We start from the raw sequence: 22624 nt of genomic DNA, 5'->3' as shown, positions 1-22624 counted from the left end.
GCAATGAGCTCTTGGCGATGAAACTGCGGCGCTGCAGATCGGTTTTTTCGTCTGTCATGGGCTTATTTTCCTGAGGTACCGCGCTTCGGTGCATTGAGCCAGGGCGCCAGCAGTCGGGTCGCGGCCGGCATCATCAGATAAACCACCAGCAGCACGATGGTGATGGTCACCAACGCCGTGCTGGCCACATAACCGGACAGCCACGGGCTGAGCCTGAACACCGGCCCCCAGAACAGCGGCACGAACAGGGTCAGCGGCAGAATCACCAGAAACGACACGCACGCCTGCTTCCAGCGCGGCGGCTGTGTGCTCTCGTCCGAGCCCGGTGTAAACCAGAATTCGTTGTGCGGGTTGACCTGCGTCTGATCACCGTCCGCCAGCATCGGCGCGGCTTCCTCGACCAGTCGGCGACGCTCATCGGAGTCCAGCCAGCTCTGCATGGCCTCGGTGGAATGAAAGCGCAGGACACAGGTAAACAGCCGCAGGCCCGCCGACGTGCTGCGAATGACATCGACGCCCAGATGACCGGGATAACCGCCCGCGATAGTCACGATACGACGCAGCCACTCTTCGTACTGCGCCTCTTGCCCGGCCTTGACCCGGTGCTTGATGACCAGGGTGACGACTTCGTTGGACACGGTGCTGTTCACGACGCGTGACTGGGCGTCGACAACAAGGGGATTGGACATGAGCAGCGGCTCCGGCAAACACGAATGGATTCAGGTTCCGGGGCCGTCTGTTGCCTGCGTGCTGGCAGGCCTTGCGCTTGCGTTACGACGGCACCCTGGATGCAAGCGATAGTGCCGTCGCTACGTTTTCAATGATTGAATCGATGTGCTTTCTTTGCGAATGGTTCTCGGCCGGCGGCCCGCGGCTGCCCGACCGGCCCTCGGAGCGCAGCTGGTCAGGGCTGGATTTGCAGCGGCGCGGACATGTACTCGGCGATGCGCGAGCGCAGCCAGCGCTCGGCCGGATCGTTGTCATGCACGCCGCTCCAGACCATCGCCAGCTCGGCCGGCACGATGGGGAACGGCGGGTCTTCGGCGCGCAACTGGCTGCCTTCAACCAGGGCGCAGGCCGCGTAATCGGGAACTGTCGCGATCAGTTCGGTACCGGCCAGCAGCGCCCGCAAGCCGTTGAACTGCGGAACGGCGAGCACCACCTTGCGGGCGCGGCCAACCCGCGCAAGGTCGAGGTCGATATTGCCGCTCAGGTCGCCGGAGAACGACACCATGGCGTGCTTGCGCTCGCAGTATTCGTCCAGAGTCAGCTCGCCCGGTCGGGAGTCGCCACGGATGACCTTGCATCCGATGTCGCGCAGTTTCTTGCGCTTGGCATTGGCCGGCAGATCGACGGTGTAGCTGACCCCGACCGAAATCTCGCCCGAAGCCAGCAAGGATGGGAGTAGCAGATAGTTGGCGCGACGGATGACTACAATGATTCCCGGCGCCTCTTCACGCAGCTGGTTGAGCAATGGCGGCAGCAGGCCGAACTCGGCGTCATCGGACAGCCCGATGCGGAACACGTCGCAACTGGTCGCGGGGTCGAATTCCTTGGCGCGGCTGACCGCGCCGGAAATGGTGTCCAGTGCCGGGCGGATTTCTTCCAGAATGGTCAGCGCGCGAGCGGTCGGTTCCATGCCGCGGCCGTTGCGCAGCAACAGCGGGTCGTCGAACAGGTCGCGCAGCCGGCCCAGCGCGGCGCTCACCGCCGGCTGGCCAATGAACAGTTTTTCGGCCACGCGGGTCAGGTTGCGCTCGAACATCAGGGCTTCGAAGATCACCAGCAGATTGAGGTCGACACGGCGCAGATCGTTACGATTCATGGAGGGTTCCAGCAGTGTTGGGGTCGGGACGTTTGCAAGCGAACCGGCAGCGGCTGCAGCAGGACGAGACTTTGCCCTAGCTGGCCACATTTGCAAGCCGTCTGGCTTGTATCGATGTGCTGCAATATCCACGCCTGCTCGCCTTACCGCACCGGCCTCGTCGGGTGGAACGGGCAAGGTCGGCAATGGGCGGTTACGCTCAACCCACGCACAAGGAGCCTCAATCATGATCAAGAAAGTCGGACCGACCCGAATCAACCCTGTTCATCGAGCGTCCTGTCACTGCGGCGCGGTCATGCTGGAGCTGGACCTGCCGGACGGCATCGTCGACCCGTATCGTTGCGACTGTTCAATGTGCCGACGCCGCGGAGCGGTGGTCGCCACGGTCGCCGCTGGCGGGATTCGCCTGCTGCATGGGCAAAGCATGCTCAAGCTCTATCAGTTCAACACCCTGACCGCGAAACATTATTTCTGCGGCCACTGTGGGGTCTACACGCACCACCAGCGGCGCTCGAACCCGGAGGAATATGGCTACAACGTAGGATGCCTGGAAGGCGTGAACCCCTTCGACCTCGGCCCGGTAGGAACCTCGGACGGGGTTCACCACCCCGCCGACGCCCAGCCGCCGCGCTGTGACTAGCGTAGCGGCGGCGGGCGAAGCCAGAATCAGCGCAGGTTGGTGCGGGCCAGTTCCAGCACCTGATTACCGCGCCCGCTGAGCACGGCGCGCATCATGTACAGGCTGAAACCCTTGGCCTGGGCCAGCTTGATCTTCGGCGGGATGCCCAGTTCCTGCTTGGCGGTGACGACGTCGATCAGAACCGGCCCCGGATGATCGAAGGCCTTGCGCAATGCAGCGGGCAGCTCATCGGCGGACTGCACGCGAATGCCCAGAATACCGGCGCCCAGCGCCACGCCGGCAAAATTGGTCTCGTGGAAGTCGGTATCGTGAGGAACGTAACCCGCCGCTTTCATTTCCATGTCGACGAAGCCCAGCGAGCTGTTGTTGAACACGACCATTTTGATCGGCAGGTTCAGCTGGCGAATGCTCAGCAGGTCGCCCATCAGCATGGACAACCCGCCGTCACCACACAGCGCGACAACCTGGCGATCCGGGTGCTGTGCCTTGGCGCCCAGCGCCTGTGGCATGGCGTTGGCCATCGAGCCGTGGTTGAACGAGCCGAGCAGCTTGCGCTGACCATTCATGTGCAGATAACGCGCGGCCCACAGGGTTGGCGACCCGACGTCCACGGTGAAGATCGCATCCTGGTCGGCCATCTCGTCGACCATGCGCGTCAGGTATTGCGGGTGAATCGGCCTGTCCGCAGGCGTTGGCGTCGCCAGTTCGTCCAGCTCCTCGCGCGCCTTGGCGTAATGCTTGAGCGCCTTGTCCAGAAAGCGCCTGTCGGTGTGAGGCTTGAGTCGGGGCAGCAGCGTCTGCAGGGTTTCCTTGATACCACCGACCAGACCCAACGCCACTGGCGTACGGCGGCCGAGCTGGGTCGGGTCAAGATCGATCTGGATGATTCTTGCATCCTGCGGATAGAAATTGCGGTAAGGAAAACTGCTGCCAAGAATGACCAGCGAGTCGCACGACAGCATTGCGTGGTAACCGGAGCTGAAGCCGATCAGCCCGGTCATGCCGACGTCGAAGGGGTTGTCGTATTCGACATATTGCTTGCCGCGCAGCGCATGCACGATCGGCGCGCCAAGGGTGTCGGCCAGCGCCATGACTTCCTGGTGCGCACCGGCACAGCCTGCACCGCACAGCAGGGTGACGGCCTTGGCGTCATCGAGCATCCCGACCAGCGTCTGCAAGTCCTGCTCGGCTGGCACTACGCTTGGCGGGTTCACCTCGACCCAGTTGGCGGCAACATCGGGAGCCTGTTCGAGCGCCACGTCTCCAGGCACCACGATCACTGCCACGCCTTGCTGACTGATGGCGGCGCGCATCGCACGCTCCAGAACGCGCGGGAATTGTTCGGGCTTGCTGACCAGCTCGACAAAGTGGCTGCACTCCTTGAACAGCTCGGTGGGGTGGGTTTCCTGGAAATAATCCAGCCCCACTTCGGCGGACGGAATGTGTGCGGCAATCGCGAGCACCGGAACCCGGCTGCGGTGGCAGTCATACAGGCCGTTGATCAAGTGCAGATTGCCCGGGCCGCAGCTGCCGGCGCACACCGCGAGCTTACCGCTGCTGGCGGCCTGAGCGCCGGCGGCGAAAGCCGCGACTTCTTCGTGGCGAGTGTGCATCCAGCGGATGGACCCGGTGCGTTGCAGGCTGTCGGTCAGGCCGTTGAGGCTGTCACCGGCCACTCCCCAGATATGGGAAACACCGGCCGCTGCGAGGGTTTGCACGAGGTAGTCGGCAATGGTCTTGGACATGCGGGGTTCCTTGTCGAGGCGATGAAGATCCATGCGCGCCGCCACAGCGGCGGCTGCGCCTGCTGTGGTCGACCCGCCATCGGTTCGACAGTTCACAGAACCTGCACGTGGTTCAGTTCCTGAGGCCGAGCCCCTCCGTCCGGGCGCAAGCTATGCGTGGGGCTATGCGTGCGGGCTCGCGCTCGGCCGGCTCGGCGCGGCGTATTGCGGCTTGAGCTTGCCGTCCTGATCCAGCAGCCAGGCATCGAGGATCTCGCGCACGACCGGGCCGGCCACACGCCCGCCCGCCTCGCCGTTCTCGATCATTACCGCAACCACGATTTTCGGCCGCTCGGCCGGAGCGAAGCCGACGAACAAGGCGTTATCGCGGTGGCGTTCCAGGGTTTTCATCCGGTCGTACCGTTCGCCCTGCTTGATGGCCACGACCTGCGCGGTGCCGCTCTTGCCGGCGATGCGATACTGCGCCCCCTGCGCCGCCGCCCTGGCGATACCGCGCGGGTCGTGCATGACCATCTGCATGCCTTCGTTGACCTGATCCCACTCGTGTGGATCGCGCAATACGATGTTGGGCATCGGATGCTCGTCGACCGGTGGAACGTGGCCGACTTCCATGGCCAGATGCGGACGATGCCAGACGCCTTTGCTGGCGATCAGCGAAGTGGCCTGGGCCAGTTGCAACGGCGTGACCTGCATGTAGCCCTGGCCGATGCCGAGGATCACCGTCTCGCCCGGGAACCAGGCCTGACGGCGGGTCGCGCGCTTCCATTCACGGGACGGCATCAAGCCTGCAGACTCCTCGAACATATCCAGCGAGACTTTCTGGCCGATGCCGAACATGGTCATGTAGTCATACAGCCTGTCGATGCCCAGCTTGTGTGCCAGGGTGTAGAAATAGGTGTCGTTGGAACGCATGATCGCCGCGTCCATGTCTACCCAGCCGTCGCCGCTGTGGTTCCAGTTCCGGTACTTGTGGTCGAAGTCCGGCAGCTGGAAGTAGCCGGGGTCGAAGACCCGCGTCGAAGCGTTGATCACACCGGTGTCCAGACCGGCGATGGCGACCTCAGGCTTGACCGTCGAGCCTGGCGCATACAGGCCGCGAAGCACGCGGTTGAACAGCGGCCGGTCAATCGAATCGCGCAGCGCAGCGTAGGCCTTGAAGCTGATCCCGGTGACGAACAGGTTGGGATCGAAGCTGGGTTTGCTGACCATCGCCAGCACCTCGCCGGTTTCCGGATCAAGCGCCACCACCGAACCACGGCGGTCGCCTAGCGCGGCTTCGGCGGCTTCCTGCAGATGCACGTCCAGGCTCAGGGTGATGTTCTTGCCGGGCACCGGGTCGGTGTGTTTCAGCACGCGCAACACTCTGCCCTGAGCGTTGGTTTCCACTTCTTCATAGCCGACGTGGCCATGCAGCTCGGATTCATAGAAGCGTTCGATGCCGGTCTTGCCGATCGACTGGGTGCCGCGGTATTCGGTGTCCAGTTGCCGCGCTTCCTTCTCGTTGATGCGCCCGACATAACCGATGGAATGGGCGAAGTGCGCGCCCAGCGGATAGTGCCGCACAAACTGCGCCGCCACGTCCACGCCGGGCAGCCGGTACTGATTGACCGCCAGCAAGGCGATCTGCTGTTCGGTCAGCTCGTACAGCAACGTGGCGGGCTCGAACGGGTGACGTACCTGCTTGAGCTCTTTGTCGAACAGAATGCGATCTTCGTCGGGCAGCGACAGGATGCTCATCAGCTCGTCGATCACCCGATGCCAGTCGCCGGCGCGCTCGCGGGTCAGCGTCAGGTTGAAACTCGGACGGTTGTCGGCCAGCACCGTGCCGTTGCGGTCATAGATCAAACCCCGCTCAGGCGGAATCGGCAGCACGTGAACCCGATTGTTTTCGGAGATGGTCGAGTGGTACGCGAATTCGGTGACCTGCAAGAAGTACATGCGAAGGATCAGACAGACGCTCAGTAACGCCACCAGCGTGGCGCAGGCGATCACCCGGCGATTGACCAGCCTGGTTTCCTTTTCGTGGTCCTTGAGCGTAATGGCATTGGGCATTTCTACAGCTTCTCGATGAATGACAAAAACATGTAAATAAATATTTCGGCGCGCACCATAGCAAGAAGTGATTGATTACTGGACTGCAAATGTCGGCAGGCAGGTGAAGATTCTGTCAGCTGGCGTTGACGGCCAGGCGAACAAGCCGATCGAATGATTTGCGGCGCGCAAGGTCCGATTCATAACGGCAGGCATTAAGCCGCCCGCATTAGTCCCATGATGGAGTGACATATGAAGAGCAAATCGTTGATCGCCTGCTTGACCCTGCTTGGCAGCTTCTCGGTCGTTACCCTCCCTGTGCAGGCTGACGAAAAGCCGGAGCCCAAGGTCGAGGAATCCCAGTACAACCGTCACGAGCTGGAACTGGGCTCTCGCGTCCCCGAGCAGTTCCGCCGCAGCGATTCAGGTATCAAGGATTGGAAGGCCAAAGGCCTGAAAGAGCCTGCCAAGGAAAGCGAATGGATTCAGATCAACGACAAGTATGTGCGTTATCAGAAGGTGAACGGCCAGATCGTCGATATCGTACCTGCACCGAAGTAAGCAGTCCGTACATATAAGGTCTGGTCGACGAGGTTGACCATCCTGCTGCCGGTTCCCGGCAGATCGCGAGCAAGCTCGCTCCTACGCCCTGCGGCGATCCGCTGTTGATTCGGCCCGTCGGGCGTAGGAGCCAGCTTGCTGGCGATTTGGCGCGAAGCGGCAGTAAACCCGGCGACTGCGTTTCTTCAGGCACATCGCACCAACCGCCATGCGGCAGATCGCGGGCAATTTTGATGGAAATACACTAGTCTCGAAGCTCTGCCAGCGAGACATCCACATGGACCGCCGTCACCTTTCCCTGCTTCAGCCACGCCTTTTTTCTGGCGTGACGAGCTGCTGCCGTTCGTAGAAGCGCGCTCGGTCGGCGACGGACGGTAGCTGTACGACGGCCTTATGCACCTCTCTCGAACTCTGATCGATCCGCAGCTGGAAAGACTGCACAAACACTGCACCGCCATCGCGTTCTTTACCCTGATGCAACATCGCCGACCAGCAATGCGGCCATGATCCGGTTGAACCACCGCACACCCGCCGCGCTGCGCAAATACCGGCTGAGAAAACTACCCGTGTAAGCCCAGCATCCCAGTGACGCATAACAGACTACGAAGTAGATCGCCGTAAATTGCCAGATCAGGCGCGCTTCGCCGTTGGCAACGAATACACCCATCCCGGCAATGGATGCCAACCAGGCCTTGGGGTTCAGCCACTGCATCAGCGCGCCATAGAGCATTGACGGACGCGTGCCCTGCTGCCCGACGCTCAGCTGGCCGTCGTCCATTGTCAGGCGCAGCGCCATGTACAGCAGAAACGCGATGCCTGCCCAGCGGATCAGCCCGGTCAAGAACGGCCATTGGCGCAATGTTTCGTGCAGACCGAAGCCGATCAGCACCAGCAGCAAGGTAAAGCCAAGCGCAGCGCCGAGCACGTGAAGCATGCTCGGCCAGAATCCGAACCCGGTTCAAGGTACGAGGCAGGCACATGAGTGTATTGAAGGAAATTACCCTATCGGTGCCGGTTGCCGTTGTCGCAGCCAGCTAGACGTCCGCAGCCTGAGAAAGTGGCCGCGCCACCTGCTCCAGCGATTTGCGCTCCGCCGCCGCGCCCCACCGCGCCTGCACGATGGCGGCAAAGATCATCAGCCCCGCGCCGATCAGATAACCGATCTGCACGTTGGCCCGCTCTTGAGTCTCGATCAGCTCGCCAAACAGCGTCGGCCCGATGATTCCGCCCAGGCCCGTGCCGAAGGCATAGAACACCGCGATGGCCAAGGCGCGGATCTCCAGCGGAAAGGTTTCGGCGACAGTCAGGTAAGCCGAGCTGGCGGCCGCCGATGCGAAGAAGAAGATCACCATCCAGGCGATCGCCTGTTGCGTCACATCGAGGATTTCCCGCTCGAACAGGTAGCCGCTTGCCGCGAGCAACACCCCGGAAATACCGTACGTCAGACTGATCATGACGCGCCTGCCCACCACATCGAACAGGCGCCCCAGCACCAGCGGGCCGCAGAAGTTGCCCAACGCCAACGGCAGCACGTACCAGCCAACCTGCTCGGCCGGCACGTCGTAGAAGTCGGTCAGAACCAGCGCGTAAGTGAAGAAAATCGCGTTATAGAAAAACGCTTGAGCGGTCAGCAGCGTGAGCCCGACGAGCGAGCGCTGGCGAAAGGATACGAACAGCGTCTGGAAGATTTCAGCCAGTGGCGTATGGCTGCGCACGTGCAGGCGCAGCGGTTTGCTGTCTGGTGCCGGCAATTCGTGGCCGTGGCGGCGCAGGTCCGCTTCGATGCCTTCGACAATGCGCGTCGCTTCCGCCACACGCCCGTGAATCAGCAGCCAGCGCGGGCTTTCCGGCAGCCAGAGACGCATCAGCAGAATGAACAACCCGAGCACCGCTCCTATGCCGAAGCACAGCCGCCAGCCCAGTTCGCCGCCGATCCATTGCGGGTCGAGCAGGATGATCGAGCCGCCTGCTCCGAGCGCCGCGCCGAGCCAGAAGGTGCCATTGATGCTCAGGTCTACCCAGCCGCGATAACGAGCCGGGGTGAATTCCTGGATCGTCGAATTGATGGCCGTGTACTCGCCGCCAATGCCCATTCCAGTGAGAAACCGGAACAGCATGAAGCTCCAGACATTGAACGAGAAGGCCGTGGCAGCGGTGGCACCAACGTAAAGCAGCAAGGTGATGAAAAACAGCTTGCGACGCCCCAGCCGGTCGGTCAGCCAGCCGAACAGCAGAGCACCCAGCACGGCGCCGGCGATGTACACCGCGCCGGCAAGGCCGATGTCGCTGTTGGACAGATTCAAGGTTGGGCTGTCCTTCAGCGCCCCGGCCACTGAGCCGGCGAGCGTGACTTCCAGGCCGTCGAGCAGCCAGGTAATGCCCAGGGCAATGACCAACAGCGTGTGAAATCGTCCCCACGGCAGCCGGTCGAGTCGCGCCGGCAGATCGGTTTCGAAAACCGCGCCCTGTTGCATGGGTTGAATCGACGTCATGTCTCGAACCCCCTCGCGGCCGATTTCGGGCCGTCCTTTTGATCAGCGCAACTTCAGCGAAGCCCGCTCAGGCCTGAGCCCATTCGACATTGCTGATGCCGTACTGCTCGGCGCTGGGCCTGCTGACCGGGGCAATCTTTGCCGTACGGAATCTGGGGATGCGCACCAGGCCTGCGTCGATACTGGCGTGCTGCCAGGCCAGCGCCGCGTCCATTTGTTCGGCGCGGATATAGAAGCTCTTGAACGCACCATTGAGCAGGTAGTCGATGCGGTAATGTTTAGGCAGGGCCATCGAGGGCGGGACCTCAGTTACTGGGGGCGAGTCAATAACGGACCGCGGCTGACGCGCATTAATTCCGTGTTCTGGCGCAACGGTCCTGTCGTGGGCCGGTTTCGCGAAGGTCGGCGTGCCCTCCGTCGACCGCTGCTGCAGTGGAATTATTTGATACCCAGGCGCCTGGCGAGCCGATTCAGGTTTGCCCGATCCACGCCGAGCGCCTTCGCCGCATCGGTCCATTTACCCTGATGCTGTTCCAGCGCCTGAACGATCAGCGCCCGTTGACAGGCGTCGACGGCTTCTTTGAGGCCGAGCCCGGACGAGGTATCCAGCAGCGCTCCGGGAGCCGCGACCGGCCCGGTCGTGGCCTGCACCTCATCGAGCCCCAATGCCTGCGGCTCGATGGTCAGGATGCGTGGTCGCTGGGGATGCATGGCCAGCGCCTTGAGCACCGCGCGGCTGATCAGATGTTCCAGCTCACGAACATTGCCGGGCCAATTGTGACCGAGCAACAGCCTCTGGGCTTCGGGATTCAGGCGCAGGCCGCGCAAGCCCATGCGCAGCCGGTTTTCCTCCAGAAAGTACCCGGCGAGCAGCAGTACATCGCGGCCCCGTTCCCGTAACGGCGGCACATGCAGCGGGTAGACGCTGAGCCGGTGATACAGATCGGCGCGGAATCTGCCGGCGCGCACCTCTTCGGCGAGAACCCGGTTGGTTGCCGCGATGATCCGCACGTCGACGCGATGTTCCTGATCCGAGCCGACCCGTTGCAACTGCCCGCTTTGCAGCACCCTCAGCAACTTCGATTGCACGGGCAACGGCAGCTCACCCACCTCGTCGAGAAACAGGGTTCCGCCGTTGGCCAGCTCGAACTTGCCGCTGCGACCGTTCACGGCCCCGGAAAATGCGCCTTTGACATGACCAAACAGCTCGCTCTCCACCAGAGTCTCCGGCAAAGCCGCGCAATTGAGGCTGATCAACGGCTTGTGCGCGCGGGGAGAATGCAGGTGAATGGACTCGGCCACCAGCTCCTTGCCGACCCCGGTTTCGCCGGTGACCAGCACCGTCAATGCGCTGTTGCCCACCAGCTGAATTTCCTGCATCAGCGTCTTGTGTACCGCGCTCTGCCCGATCAGCTCACGCGGGGCCCGGCCGCCGGCGGCGCGCTTGTATACCTCGGCCAGCTGTCGCTGGTCGTCGAAAGCACGGGTCAGTTGCTCCATCCGTTCGCTGGCCATCACCGTGGCCGCCGCCAGGCTGGCAAATGCTTGTACGCCATCAAGGTCGACGCTGCCGAACCGTGACGGGTCTAGCGAGTCCAGAGTGATCAGGCCCCAGGGCCGGTCCTGGAAATACAGCACGCAGCCTAGGCAGTCGTGAACCTCCAGATGGCCGTGCCCTTCCACCAGCCCGTCATACGGGTCGGGCAGATCGCAGTCCGTGGAGAAACGTACCGGACCGGGACTTTCCAGGAGGATTTCGAAACGCGGGTGCTCCCGGACCCGGAATCGCCGCCCCAACGTGTCGGCGCTCAAGCCGTCCACAGCCAGGGGCACGAGCACGTCGTCTTCGAGCTTGAGCAACGCGGCCGCGTCGCACGGCAAAAGCTGGCGCAGTGATCTGAGCAGGCGGCGGTAGCGCTCCTCGTCGGGAAGCTCGCGAGAAAGATCGGCGACGAGAGGCACCAGTTCCAGCAGCAGCGGGTGGGTCATCGCGACTCCAGGGCGGAGATTGACAGTGCGTCATTATGACTCCAACCGTTTGCCCGACGACAGCGCTGCTGTCCGGCGCCATCAGCTTTATCGATCAGCCGCCTTTCGCGCCGATAAATCCCGGCGTCAGCCGCCTGGCGTGCCCTGGTCTGCCGTTAGTTTTTATTCAAGAGGCGTATGTCCACTTTCGTTCCATAGTGTGTCAATCGCCGGGTGCAACACTGGTAGACGAGCGCAGCCATGAAACGAATCCTCATCATCGGAGCCACTTCGGCCACCGCCGCCGCTTGCGCCCGTCTGTGGGCGGCTCAGGGCGCGGAATTCTTTCTGGTCGCGGACGATACCGAGCAGTTGCACAGCGCAGCCGTCGAGCTCAAGGCGCAAGGCGCGCAAGCGGTCACGTTGCACACCATGCACGCCGCGCATTTCGGCGAGCACCCGCGCATGCTCGGCCTGGCCGCAACCGCGCTGGGCCGTATCGACGTGGCGCTGGTCGCCTACGGCACCGCGCCCGACCAGAAAGCCTGCGAACTGGACGTGGGCCTCACGCTACAGGCATTCATCACCAACGCGGCGACCGTCATCACCCTGCTGACGGTACTGGCGCAACAGTTGGAACGTCAGCGCTGCGGCAGCCTGGTCGTGCTTCCTCTGGATACCGGCGACTGCGCAAGAGCAACCGATTACGTCTATGGATCGAGTCAGGCGGCGGTGTCCACGTTCTGCGAGGGTTTGCAGGCCCGGCTGTGCAGAGTCGGCGCCCATGTGATGACCCTCCACGACAGCACCCGCCGCCTGACACGCCAGCCATCGAAAGCGGCGCAGCGAATCGTCGCCGGCATCGAGCGCAAGGCCACGACATTGTATGCATCGGGCATCCGGGCGCTGATCATGCCGGTCATCGACGCCCTTCCCCAGCCGGTGTTCAGGAGGCTGAGTCCATGACCGTGCCCCGCTACGGATCTTGCGCCGTGACTGCAACAGTCTCTTGAGCGTGCCGCAGCCAGACAGTCTTCACACAAGGAGCAACCCATGACCCCCGACACCGGACGTCTACCCCCGACCCTGGTTCCACTGTTGCTGTTATCGATTGCGATCCTGATGAGCGTCGTCGCCTCCAATGGTCCGATCCAGTGGACGGACAATGGCGCGCTGCTCGCCGACGCCGCACAGGGCCGATACTTCAGCGAGTCGCTCGGCGCCCACCCGCTGTATCACATGGTCAGCACGCTATTCCAGGCATTGTTCGGGTCGCGAGCGCTGAGCCTGCTCAACTCGATGCTGCTCGTACCGCTGGCCTGGCTGGTCGTCCGCCTGGCCGCAAGCGTCGGGGCAACGCCACGCCAGGCGTTGCTGGCCGCCGCCGCCACTATGCTCTCCCATGCCGTGTTCTGGGTGTCGACCAAGGCCGAGGTTTATTTGCTGCATACGCTGCTGGTGCTGCTGGCCTACTGGCTGCACCTGGGGCTGAGCAAGCGCTTGAGCGTATCGCGAAGCCTCTTGTCGATCGGCCTGGTAACCGGGCTGGCGGCCTGCGTCGATCCGCTGACCTTTGTGGTGTTGCTGCCGCTGTACGTGCAATTGCTGATCCAGCACCGCGCCCGGGTTCTGCTGACGCTGCCGGGTTTTCTGCTGGGCTGCGTTGCGGCCTACCCCGCAGTGATCCATGAGCTGCGCGCAGGCACGGGGCTGCTGGATATCGGACGAAGCTACCTGACTGACCATTCCGTGCTGGCGGATGGCAGCGACTGGACCGCCAACCTGCTGCGCTTCGACGTGCTCTGGCACGAGAAGAATGCCCTGTGCGTCCTGCTGCTGTCGCTGATTGGCCCGTCCTTGCTCGGGCTGCTGCCACCCGCCACCCGCTCGCGATGGTTGTTATGGTCGGCGGCAATCCTGAACCTGGTGTTCGCCGTTTCCTACAACGTGTTTGATCGCTTCACCCTGTTCCTGCCGGGCATCGCCCTGCTGAGCATTCTCGGCGTGCTGCAACTGCGCAAGTGGCTGCCCCGCAAGCCGCTGGGCAACAGCGTGCTCAACCTTTCCGTACTCAGCGGCCCGCTGGCGATCCTGCTTGCCTATTCAGCCTATGCCGGCGGTCTGGTTCAATTGCCGACCCATAAAGAGTCATTGCCGTTCAGAGAAGACATCCGCTACGTCATGGTCCCGTACCTGCCCGACCGCTCTGCGCAACGTTTTGTGCAGGCCTATGAATGGGGCGTGCCGGAGGGCTCGGTGATCGTCGCCGACCCGACGCCCATGGGCGCATTGCGCGCCGGTCAGGCGGTGGGTTTGCTACGCGGCAGCACGCTGGTCATGTGCGGCGAAAGCATGGACTTGCGCGCCTACCTCGGAAATCCGGGCGTGTACCTGGCGCGCCTGAGTTTTTGCGGAATGATCGCCGATGACTTCGTGCTGGAAGGCATGCCTTTCGGTTATGCCCTGCACACCAAGTGAACGCCGATATCAGGGCTGCCACAGCCCGTCCCCGCCGTCGAGTTTTCGATTGAGGAAACTCGCCGCGCTGATCAGCGCCAGGTGGCTGAGCGCCTGAGGCGTGTTGCCCAGATGGCAGCCATAGCTGTCGAACTCTTCGGCGTACAGGCCCAGCGGGTTGGCGTAGCGCAACAGCTGTTCGAACTCCAGATGAGCTTCTTCGACGCGCCCGGCACGGGCCAGGCATTCGACATACCAGAATGAACAGGCAACGAATGCGCCTTCGGTTCCCTCCAGCCCGTCGTTGTGGGTGTCATCGTTGCGATACCGGTAAACCATGCCGTCGCGCACCAGGGTTCGCTTGATGGCTTCCAGGGTCGCCAGCCACTTGGGGTCGCTGGCCCCGACGAAGCGCACCAGCGGCATCAGCAGCATGGCCGCGTCCAGGCTGCGGCTACCCTTGTACTGCACGAAATGGCCCAGCTCCGGGTTCCAGAAGTGCTCCCAGATTTCGTCGTGAACGGCCTGCCGCACGTTATCCCAACGCTCGAAAGGCGCCGGCAACGAACGTTTGGCCGCCAGACGCAGGGCGCGGTCCAGCGCAACCCAGCACATCAGCCGTGAATGCAGAAAGTGCTGATCTTCGCCGCGTTTTTCCCAGATGCCGACGTCACGGTCGCTCCAGTGCTCGCAGACATAATCGACCTGGCGCACGACGTGCGCCCAACCGTCATGGGAAATAGCCTCGCCATATTTGTTGGCCAAATACACCGCATCCATCAGTTCGCCGTAGATGTCCAGTTGGACCTGAGTGTAGGCGCCGTTGCCGATGCGCACCGGCGTGGCGCCGCCGTGGCCCGAGAGGTGATCCAGATTCTCTTCAGGAAGCTCCTGCCGGCCGTTCAACGCATAGAGAATTCCCAGCTTCTCGCAGCCGTCGACGCCGTCGTCCAGGCGGCCACGCACCCAGCGCATATAGGCGTTGGCTTCACTGGTGTAGCCCAGACGCATGAAGGCGTAGACGGTAAACGACGCGTCGCGGATCCAGGTGTAGCGATAGTCCCAATTGCGCTCGCCGCCACGGTTTTCCGGCAGGCCGAAGGTCGCCGCGGCCACGATGCCCCCGTGCTTGCGTGAGGTGAGCAGCTTGAGCGCCAGCGCCGAGCGGGTGACCATTTCCCGCCAGCGCCCGCGGTACTGGGAGTGCCGGCTCCACTGCCGCCAGAACTTCAGGGTGTCCTCCAGATAGCGCGTACATTGCCCGGCGGCTACCTGCGGGTCATCCACGCCGCCGAGAATGAACTCGATGGTCTGGCCTTCCTTGATCTCGAAGTCGGCGCAAGCCGTGTCATCATTGATATGCATCACGGTGCTTGCTGACAGGCGCATGCCTGGCTGGCCGACTGCCTGAAAACACACTGAATCGCCGTCTCGATGCGCGGTGGTGTCGGCCCGGCTGTAATCCATGCGCACCCGGCAGCGCATGCGGATGGTGGCGGTCCCGGCATGCACCTGCACGCGGCGCACCAGACGTGGCAGATCGTCGGGGTTGTGCCCGATCGGCATCAGGTCGGTGACTTCGACAATGGCCTGCTCATCGATCCAGCGAGTCTGCAGCACGTTAGTGTCAGGCAGATAGATCTGCAGGCGCCGGGCGTTGGGCAAATCCGGCGCGAACTGGAAAATCCCGGCGTGCGGGGTGTCGAGCAACGCGCTGAAAATCGACGGGCTGTCGAAATCAGGCCAGCAGCAGAAGTCGATGCTGCCGGTATCGGCGACCAGCGCCGCGCTGCGCATGTCGCCGATGATGCCGTGGTTCTGGATGGGATTCTGTGCTTCTTCCAAACGCTCAGCCATTACCACGAAACTCCGGATAAAGGCTCATGCCGCCGTCGATGAACAGCGTACTGCCGTGGACGTAATCCGACGCGTCGGAGGCGAGCCAGACGACTGCGTTGGCGACGTCCTGAGGATCGCCGACACGGCCGTAGGGAATCAGTTTGAGCAACTGCTGTTGCGCATCGCCACTGGTGGCCTCCTCGTTGATCGGCGTGCGGATCGCGCCGGGCGCGATGCTGTTGACGCGGACTTTAAGCTCGCCGACTTCCTGGGCGAGGCTGCGCATCAGCAGGTCCACGCCACCTTTGGAAGCCGCATAATTGGCATGCCCGGCCCAGGGAATCAGCTGGTGTACCGAGCTCATGTGAATGATCTTGCCCATGGCGCGCGACACATCCGGGCGCATGCCCTGGGCAATGAACTGGCGCAATGCCGCGCGGGCGCACAGAAACTGCCCGGTCAGGTTGACGTTGATAACGGTGTTCCAGTCTTCCAGGGACATGTCGACGAAGGCGGCGTCTTTCTGCAGACCGGAATTGGCGACCAGAATATCCAGCGCGCCGAAATGCCGGATCGTCTGCGCAAACAAGCGCTCGACGTCTTCTTCGCTGGATACGTCGGCGCCCAGCGCCAGCGCCTGGCCGCCGGCGTCACGAATTTCCCGCGCCAGCTGTTCGGCCGGCTCGGCCTGGGACCTGTAATTGATGACTACTGCTGCCCCCGCGGTGGCCAGCGCGCGCGCGGCACTGGCACCCAGCCCGGAGCTGGCTCCGGTGACCAGCGCGACTTGCTGCTTGAGTGAAATTTCCATCAGTTCAGCCTCGAAGTATGCACCCTAGATGCTGACTGACGAGGCTGAACGGAAGTTCAAAGCAGCTGCCGGTCAGGGCGCCGGGTTGGGCTGCGCGGTGTGGATGGCTTCGATGCCGGCGATGACTTCATCGGACAACGACACATCGATGCTGCCCAGGTTGACCGCCAACTGTTCGAGGTTGGTGGCCCCAATGATGTTGCTGGTCACGAACGGACGGCTGGTGACGTACGCCAGCGCCATCTGTGACGGGTCCAGCCCGTGCTCGCGAGCCAGCGCAACATAGCGGGCAGTCGCGCTGACGGCCTGCGGATTGTTGTAGCGCTGGAAGCGGTCGAACAGGGTCAGACGGCCATCAGCCGGGCGTGCGCCGTTCTCGTATTTGCCGGTCAACATGCCGAACGCCAGCGGCGAATAGGCCAGCAGGCCGATCTGTTCGCGAATGGCCATTTCCGCCAGGCCGATCTCGAAGCTGCGGTTGAGCAGGTTGTAGGGGTTCTGGATCGACACGGCACGCGGCAGGTCATGGGTCTGGGCCAGGTGCAGGAAGCGATGGGTACCCCACGGCGTTTCGTTGGACAGACCGAAATGGCGGATCTTGCCGGCCTTGACCAGATCGCCCAGCACGGCGAGGGTTTCTTCGATGTCGACGGCAACATCCTGCTCGTCATGGGTGTAACCGAGCACGCCGAAGAAGTTGGTCTTGCGGTCCGGCCAGTGCAGTTGGTACAGGTCCAGATAATCGGTGTTCAGCCGCTTGAGGCTAGCCTCTAGCGCGGCGGTGATGTTCTTGCGATCCAGCCGCGGATTGCCATCGCGGATGTGATCCATGCGACCGGGCCCCGCAACCTTGCTCGCCAGAACCCAGTCACTGCGGTCGCCGTACTTCTTGAAGTACTCGCCAATGATGCTTTCGGTTTTGGTGTAGGTTTCACCGCGTGGCGGCACGGGATACATCTCGGCGGTGTCGATAAAATTGACCCCGGCTTCCTTGGCCATGCGGATCTGTTCGAACGCTTGCTCCTGGGTGTTCTGCTCGCCCCAGGTCATGGTACCGAGAGAGATAGCGCTGACCGAAACGTCGGTTTTGCCCAATGAACGATATTGCATCGATGGCTCCGTTTTTTCCGTTGAAGGTGTCAATCAGTACAGCCGGCGCGTACATCGGCGCATGGCAAAGACTTGCTATGGAACGCCGTGCGAAGGGTCACTGCAAGTATTTTGTCATTGCCCGCGCGCAGTTTCATTTAGCGATAACCCTGCGCCTGCAGGTCGAACAGCGCTGCATAACGCCCGCCCGCCGCCACCAGGCTGGCATGATCGCCGCGTTCCAGCACACGCCCCTGCTCCAGTACCACGATGTGCTCGGCGTTGCGCACACTTGAGAACCGGTGCGAGATCAACAGCGTCATACGGCCCTTGGCGTACTCGCGAAAATGGTCGAAAACCGCGGCCTCGGCACCTGCGTCGAGCGCCGCGGTAGGCTCATCGAGGATCAGAATGTCGGCATGCCGGCGCATATAAGCGCGCGACAGTGCGATCTTCTGCCACTGCCCGCCCGACAGTTCCTGCCCGCCGGCGAACCAGCGCCCCAGCTGGGTAGCGTAGCCCTTGTCGAGCTGTTCGATGAATTGCGCAGCCATGCCCTGCGCGGCGGCTTCGCGCCAACGATCTTCGTCATGGAACGCGTCGATATCGCCAACGCCGAGGTTTTCTCCGACCAGGAACTGATAGCGGATGAAGTCCTGGAAAATCACCCCGATGCGGGTGCGCAGCGCGTCTTCTTCCCAGTCCTGCAAGTCGCTGCCGTCGAGGAGAATGCGTCCGCTGTCCGGTCGGTACAGGCGGGTCAGCAGCTTGATCAGTGTCGTCTTGCCTGAGCCGTTTTCGCCGACCAGCGCCACACTGCGGCCCGGTGCCAGGTGTAAGTCGATGTGCTCCAGCGCCGCCCGACCGCTGCCGGGGTAACTGAAGCTGACGTTTTCGAAACGCAGCCCGTCTCCGGGCACGGCCCCTTCACGCAAGTGACCTGTCTGCGCGGTGACGGGTTGACCCAAGTATTCGTAGAGATCGGCCAGATACAGGCCATCTTCGTACAGGCCGCTGATCGCGCTGAGACTGCTGCTCACGGCGGCCTGCCCCTGCTTGAACAGCACCAGATACATGGTCATCTGCCCGAGCGTGATGTGCCCGTGCACCGCATCGATCACCACCCAGGCGTACGCCAGGTAAAACGCGGCGGTGCCCAGCAGACCGAGCACAAAACCCCAGCCATCACGGCGCAGGGTCAGGCGGCGGTCCTCGGCGTACAGCCGCTCGAAGGTGTCCTGATAGCGCTTGAGCAACAGAGGCGCGAAGCCGAACAGCTTCACCTCCTTGATGTAGCCTTCGTGGGAAAGCAGCGTCTCGATGTAGTTCTGTTGCCGGGTTTCCGGAGCGCGGCGGCTGAACAGGCGGAAGGCGTCGCCGGAAAAGTGTGCCTCGGCGAAGAACACCGGCAAGGCGCCGAGCACCAGGATCAGCAGCGCCCAAGGCGAAAAATGCACCAGCAGCACGGCAAAGCTGATCAGCGAAATGAGGTTCTGCATCAGCCCCAGCGACTTGGTCACCAGTGCCAGCGGCCGGGTCGAGGCCTCGCGTCGCACCCGTACCAGCTTGTCGTAGAACTCCGAATCCTCGAACTGCAGCAGGGACAGCGTCTGCGCCTTCTCCAGAATCAGCCGGTTGACCTTCTGCCCCAGCTGCACCCGCAGCAATGCCTGCTGTACTGACAGCACGCGCTGCGCGCCGGCCAGCAGCGCCAGTACGCCTGCTTCAAGCAGCACGAAACGCAGCACCGGCCATAGCGGCGCCTCACCGGTGCTGGCGTGCAGCTGCATCGCGGCGACGACCGCGTCGACAATACGCTGACCCAGCCATGCGGCCAGCGCCGGCAGCAGTCCCGCCACCAACGTGGCCAGCACCAGCCCGAGCGACAAGCGTCTGGACGTACCCCAGACCAGCTGCATGGCGCGCAGGGCCTGTTGAATGAAAGAGGTGAAGCGCTGAACTGCCAACATACGTAAACGAACTCTGAACAAAAGGATGACTCAACAACAAGGCGGACATCATACGGCGCGGCCTTCAGCCGCTGGCACATTCATCGCAAGCCCCGTCATCGGGGTTCCACGGGGTCAATCATGAACGATGCCTATCATCTGCAACGCTTTGTCGACGCTCAGCAGCCGGTTTTCAACCAGGTGCTCGATGAGCTCAAGGCTGGCCGGAAACGCAGCCACTGGATGTGGTTCGTGTTTCCGCAGATCAAGGGCCTGGGCCGTAGCGACATGGCCCAGCGTTACGCCATCAGCGGCCTGGAAGAAGCGCGCGCCTACCTGCGGCATCCGGTGCTTGGCCCACGGCTTGAACAGTGCGCGCGCATCATTGCTCCGCAAGTGGATCGTTCGGCGCAACAGATCTTCGGTTCGCCCGATGACCTCAAGCTGCATTCGAGCATGACCCTGTTTGCCGCTGCCGCGCCGGAACGCGAGGTGTTCCGTGAAGTGCTGGACACCTTTTTTGACGGCACTCCGGACGCCATGACCCTGGAGAAACTCCAGGCTCTGCCAAACCGGCCCTAGCGCCCCGCACTCGCCCGCTGCACGCACCGCTCGCGGCGGTCATCGACCCGTTCGGCAAACCACGCAGTGGTCAGCTTGCGGGTGATTTTGGGGCTTTTAAGGGTAATGCCTGGCAATACCGCGCGCGGCAATGGCTTGCCTTCGGCCTTCTCCGCCAGCTCGAATACCCGCTGGTAGAGCCTGGTTTCCTCGAATTCCAGGCTGTCGCCCTGCTTGAGCTGGCTCCAGATCGCCGCATTGTTCATGCCCAACTGCCGCGACAGCGTGCGCACCGCCTTTTCGGTGGCGCCGAGTGTGGTGGTGCCGTGGATGATCAGGTCGCCATCCAGAGCCAGGTCGATGCCGGTCGCCCGGCTCACGGCATTCTGGAAAGCGGCGTTGCGGCTGGCATACCAGCCGGCATTGAAGTCGGCGAAGCGGTACAGCGAACGGTCGTAATTGACCGGGTAGCCCAACAAGTGAGCGATGCCGAAGTACATGCCGCCGCGCCGGGTAAACACTTCGCGCCGAATCGAGCCGTCGGGCGTATAGGGATAGTCCGCCGCCCGCTTCTCGGCGAACGCGACACTGACCTGCATAGGGCCTCCGGTGTGCACCGGATTGAAATTGCCGAACAGCGTCCGCCCCATGGGCACCATGCCGATGAAATCGTCGAAGATTGCCGACAGTTCCTTTTCGGTACGCGCTGCGTCGAGCCGGGCGCCGTAGGTCTTGCCGCCGGGCGAACGGATGCGCAACGCGGCGTTGATCAGCACCGACGGGATACGCAATCGCGCCGCCCGGCGATCGATCTCGCCGCGCGCAATCTTCGCCAGCCCCGGGACCGCAGGGTCAACCTGATAGGTTGACTCCTGTTCGGTCACGGCGAGCACCGAGCAGATGTTCTCGGTGGTCAGCGCAATGTCCTGGGCTGCGAATGCGGCGTGAATGTCGGCGGCCCAGCCCTTTCGGTCGACGGTCTGGGCCGGTATCAGGCGCTCGATCTGTGCGCGCGCCTGTTCCGGCGTCAGCTTGGGTTCCTGCGAGCGCTGGGTTGCGCAACCGGCCATCACCAACGCAGCCAGGCTCATGGCGAGCGCTCTGAATATCGACTCCTTCAACCCCTGCTCCCCTGCAACGCGGCACTAGAAAACGGACCACTCGATCCTTGCGCTGAGCTTCTCCAGCGCAGCCATACCGACAAGCGAATTGCCCGCCGCGTTCAACTCCGGGGACCACACGCAGACCGAAAACCGGCCGGGCACTACGGCAACAATGCCGCCACCGACACCGCTCTTGCCCGGCAGCCCGACCCGATAGGCGAAATTGCCGGCTTCATCGTACAGCCCGCTGGTGGCCATGATCGAGTTGAGCTGGGTGGTCTGTCGCGGGGTCAGGATCTGCTCATCGCTGTGCAGGCAATAGCCTTGGTTGGCTAGAAAACCGAACGCCCGGGCCAGGTCCACGCAGTCCATGCTCAAGGCGCAGTGGTGGAAATAGCTGCGCAGCACGTCCTCGACCTCCCCGTTGAAATTGTCGAAAGACTTCATCAGGTAAGCCGCGGCGGCATTGCGCGAACGGTGCTGGTATTCGGACTCGGCCACCTTCGAATCGGACACGATCGACCCGTTACCGCACAGGCGCCGCACGAAATCGCGCATCGACAGGGACGGCGCCGCGAACCTGGCCTGGTTGATATCGCAGATCACCAGCGCGCCAGCGTTGATGAATGGATTGCGTGGCCGGCCACGCTCGAATTCCAGCTGTACCAGCGAATTGAATGGCTGACCCGAGGGTTCATGGCCCAGTCGCTGCCAGATGGACTCGCCGGAATGCCCGATGGCCTGTACCAGGCTGAACACCTTGGAAATGCTCTGGATCGAAAACGTCGTCCTGGCGTCTCCCGCGCAAAACATCCGCCCGTCGTTGCCGTACACAGCAATACCCAGTTGATCGGGGCGAACCTCGCCGAGCGCGGGAATATAGTTGGCAACTTTGCCCTGGCCAATCAATGGTCGGACTTCTTCGAGGATTTCGTTGAGCAAGTCTTGCATGTGGCCCCCTTGTTTTGGGAGCGCACACTACACCAAGCCGCTGCGCTTGGCATGGCATGGCATGGCTCTGGAGCTTCTTGCTGCCGAGCGAATAAAAAAGGGGCCGCACCTGCCTGAGGATGCGGCCCCAAAACTTGCAGGGTTTGCTGTGCGCAGCTGTACAAAATCGGCGCGCAGTGATCACCGAGTCACCTTTGCGAGTTTGATAGCTCTGGATAATCATGTCTGACAGAGGCTTGTTCCGATAAAGAATAGTTAGTTGGTTGTTTATGCTTTAGGCGCATAGTCCAGTGCATCCCAACAAAAAGCCCCATGCGCGTTTCGCTTCATGGGGCTGTAGCGGGCGATGCCGTCCAGTGTGCTCAGGCGCTCGCGCCGGGCCTGGCGCCCCAGTTGCGCACTGGCAATGAGGCGGCATACGCCATGGCTTCCTGCCGCGTGTTGAACGACGCGAGACGGTCACTCGGCGTACAGACCGTCCACGGCCCGCTGTTGACGCTCACCAGTTGATAACCGTTGAACTGGACTTTCGACAGAACGGGAGCACTCATATCGACCTCCGCTTTGAGAGAGACAGTGTTGCTTGCGCCCAGCTACCTTAC

The 22624-nt window shown here is 62.6% G+C and carries 19 protein-coding genes and 1 pseudogene; 5 read left to right on the top strand and 15 right to left on the bottom strand.

The window, feature by feature from the left end; all coding sequences use genetic code 11:
- Positions 1-62: 62 nt before the first annotated feature.
- Both J3P77_RS10025 and J3P77_RS10020 read right to left on the bottom strand, forming a co-directional pair.
- On the bottom strand, positions 63-689 hold the full coding sequence (locus J3P77_RS10025) for an antibiotic biosynthesis monooxygenase (protein WP_434681441.1): 627 nt from the start codon (positions 687-689) through the stop codon (positions 63-65).
- Positions 690-904: 215 nt separating this feature from the next.
- Entirely contained in the window at positions 905-1825 is a 921-nt protein-coding gene (locus tag J3P77_RS10020; RefSeq protein WP_434681440.1) for a LysR substrate-binding domain-containing protein, read from the bottom strand.
- A gap of 226 nt (positions 1826-2051) precedes the next feature.
- Here J3P77_RS10020 and J3P77_RS10015 point away from each other — a divergent pair, with 226 nt between their 5' ends.
- A complete protein-coding gene (locus J3P77_RS10015) occupies positions 2052-2465 on the top strand; it encodes a GFA family protein (protein WP_434681439.1) in 414 nt (137 codons plus the stop codon).
- Between the two features lie 26 nt (positions 2466-2491).
- Here J3P77_RS10015 and poxB read toward each other — a convergent pair whose 3' ends face one another.
- Both poxB and mrdA read right to left on the bottom strand, forming a co-directional pair.
- Positions 2492-4210 (bottom strand): ubiquinone-dependent pyruvate dehydrogenase, encoded by a 1719-nt coding sequence (gene poxB, locus J3P77_RS10010; RefSeq protein WP_434681438.1) that lies wholly within the window; start codon positions 4208-4210, stop codon positions 2492-2494.
- Between the two features lie 162 nt (positions 4211-4372).
- On the bottom strand, positions 4373-6262 hold the full coding sequence (mrdA, locus tag J3P77_RS10005) for a penicillin-binding protein 2 (RefSeq protein WP_434681437.1): 1890 nt from the start codon (positions 6260-6262) through the stop codon (positions 4373-4375).
- Positions 6263-6493: 231 nt separating this feature from the next.
- Between mrdA and J3P77_RS10000 the strand changes: the two genes are divergently transcribed.
- Complete coding sequence (locus J3P77_RS10000; RefSeq protein WP_434681436.1) at positions 6494-6802, top strand: RcnB family protein; 309 nt, start codon at positions 6494-6496, stop codon at positions 6800-6802.
- 466 nt (positions 6803-7268) lie between these two features.
- On the opposite strand, the pseudogene J3P77_RS09995 reads toward J3P77_RS10000, so the two are convergent.
- The 4 genes and pseudogenes from J3P77_RS09995 to norR all read right to left on the bottom strand — a co-directional run.
- A pseudogene (locus J3P77_RS09995) lies at positions 7269-7754 on the bottom strand (LysE family translocator); the annotation flags it as partial.
- 82 nt (positions 7755-7836) lie between these two features.
- The gene (locus J3P77_RS09990; RefSeq protein ID WP_434681434.1) at positions 7837-9294 is read right to left on the bottom strand and encodes an MFS transporter; all 1458 of its coding nucleotides are present in this window, start codon (positions 9292-9294) and stop codon (positions 7837-7839) included.
- A 67-nt stretch (positions 9295-9361) separates the two neighbouring features.
- Positions 9362-9586, bottom strand: a complete 225-nt coding sequence (locus tag J3P77_RS09985; protein WP_434681433.1) for a DUF6555 family protein — start codon at positions 9584-9586, stop codon at positions 9362-9364.
- A 146-nt stretch (positions 9587-9732) separates the two neighbouring features.
- Positions 9733-11283 carry a nitric oxide reductase transcriptional regulator NorR gene (gene norR / locus J3P77_RS09980; protein ID WP_434681432.1) on the bottom strand — a complete coding sequence of 517 codons (1551 nt, stop codon included), beginning with the start codon at positions 11281-11283 and terminating at the stop codon, positions 9733-9735.
- A 240-nt stretch (positions 11284-11523) separates the two neighbouring features.
- Here norR and J3P77_RS09975 point away from each other — a divergent pair, with 240 nt between their 5' ends.
- Positions 11524-12228 (top strand): SDR family NAD(P)-dependent oxidoreductase, encoded by a 705-nt coding sequence (locus J3P77_RS09975; protein WP_434681431.1) that lies wholly within the window; start codon positions 11524-11526, stop codon positions 12226-12228.
- Between the two features lie 87 nt (positions 12229-12315).
- Entirely contained in the window at positions 12316-13740 is a 1425-nt protein-coding gene (locus tag J3P77_RS09970) for a DUF2723 domain-containing protein (protein WP_434681430.1), read from the top strand.
- A 9-nt stretch (positions 13741-13749) separates the two neighbouring features.
- Here J3P77_RS09970 and J3P77_RS09965 read toward each other — a convergent pair whose 3' ends face one another.
- The 4 genes from J3P77_RS09965 to J3P77_RS09950 all read right to left on the bottom strand — a co-directional run bounded on the left by J3P77_RS09965 (position 13750) and on the right by J3P77_RS09950 (position 19428).
- Complete coding sequence (locus tag J3P77_RS09965; protein ID WP_434681429.1) at positions 13750-15576, bottom strand: glycoside hydrolase family 15 protein; 1827 nt, start codon at positions 15574-15576, stop codon at positions 13750-13752.
- The gene (locus tag J3P77_RS09960; protein ID WP_434681428.1) at positions 15569-16369 is read right to left on the bottom strand and encodes an SDR family oxidoreductase; all 801 of its coding nucleotides are present in this window, start codon (positions 16367-16369) and stop codon (positions 15569-15571) included. The genes J3P77_RS09965 and J3P77_RS09960 overlap by 8 nt, the downstream gene beginning before the upstream one ends.
- Positions 16370-16441: 72 nt before the next feature.
- Positions 16442-17479, bottom strand: a complete 1038-nt coding sequence (locus tag J3P77_RS09955; RefSeq protein WP_434681427.1) for an NADP(H)-dependent aldo-keto reductase — start codon at positions 17477-17479, stop codon at positions 16442-16444.
- Positions 17480-17616: 137 nt separating this feature from the next.
- Entirely contained in the window at positions 17617-19428 is a 1812-nt protein-coding gene (locus J3P77_RS09950; RefSeq protein WP_434681424.1) for an ABC transporter ATP-binding protein, read from the bottom strand.
- A 120-nt stretch (positions 19429-19548) separates the two neighbouring features.
- Between J3P77_RS09950 and J3P77_RS09945 the strand changes: the two genes are divergently transcribed.
- A complete protein-coding gene (locus tag J3P77_RS09945) occupies positions 19549-19989 on the top strand; it encodes a DUF1810 domain-containing protein (protein WP_434681423.1) in 441 nt (146 codons plus the stop codon).
- Here J3P77_RS09945 and J3P77_RS09940 read toward each other — a convergent pair.
- The 3 genes from J3P77_RS09940 to J3P77_RS09930 form a co-directional block, all read right to left on the bottom strand.
- Positions 19986-21059: a DUF1615 domain-containing protein gene (locus J3P77_RS09940; RefSeq protein ID WP_434681947.1), complete on the bottom strand. Its 1074-nt coding sequence runs from the start codon at positions 21057-21059 to the stop codon at positions 19986-19988. The two genes, J3P77_RS09945 and J3P77_RS09940, sit on opposite strands and share 4 nt — an antisense overlap.
- 54 nt (positions 21060-21113) lie before the next feature.
- Complete coding sequence (gene glsB / locus J3P77_RS09935) at positions 21114-22022, bottom strand: glutaminase B (protein WP_434681422.1); 909 nt, start codon at positions 22020-22022, stop codon at positions 21114-21116.
- Between the two features lie 362 nt (positions 22023-22384).
- Positions 22385-22573 (bottom strand): DUF2188 domain-containing protein, encoded by a 189-nt coding sequence (locus J3P77_RS09930; protein ID WP_434681420.1) that lies wholly within the window; start codon positions 22571-22573, stop codon positions 22385-22387.
- Between the last annotated feature and the right edge of the window lie 51 nt (positions 22574-22624).

The organism is Pseudomonas sp. R1-18 (assembly GCF_051132095.1).
GTDB lineage: Bacteria > Pseudomonadota > Gammaproteobacteria > Pseudomonadales > Pseudomonadaceae > Aquipseudomonas.
The sequence above is the reverse complement of the archived record's forward strand: the minus strand, read 5'-3'. Positions and strand labels throughout refer to the sequence as shown.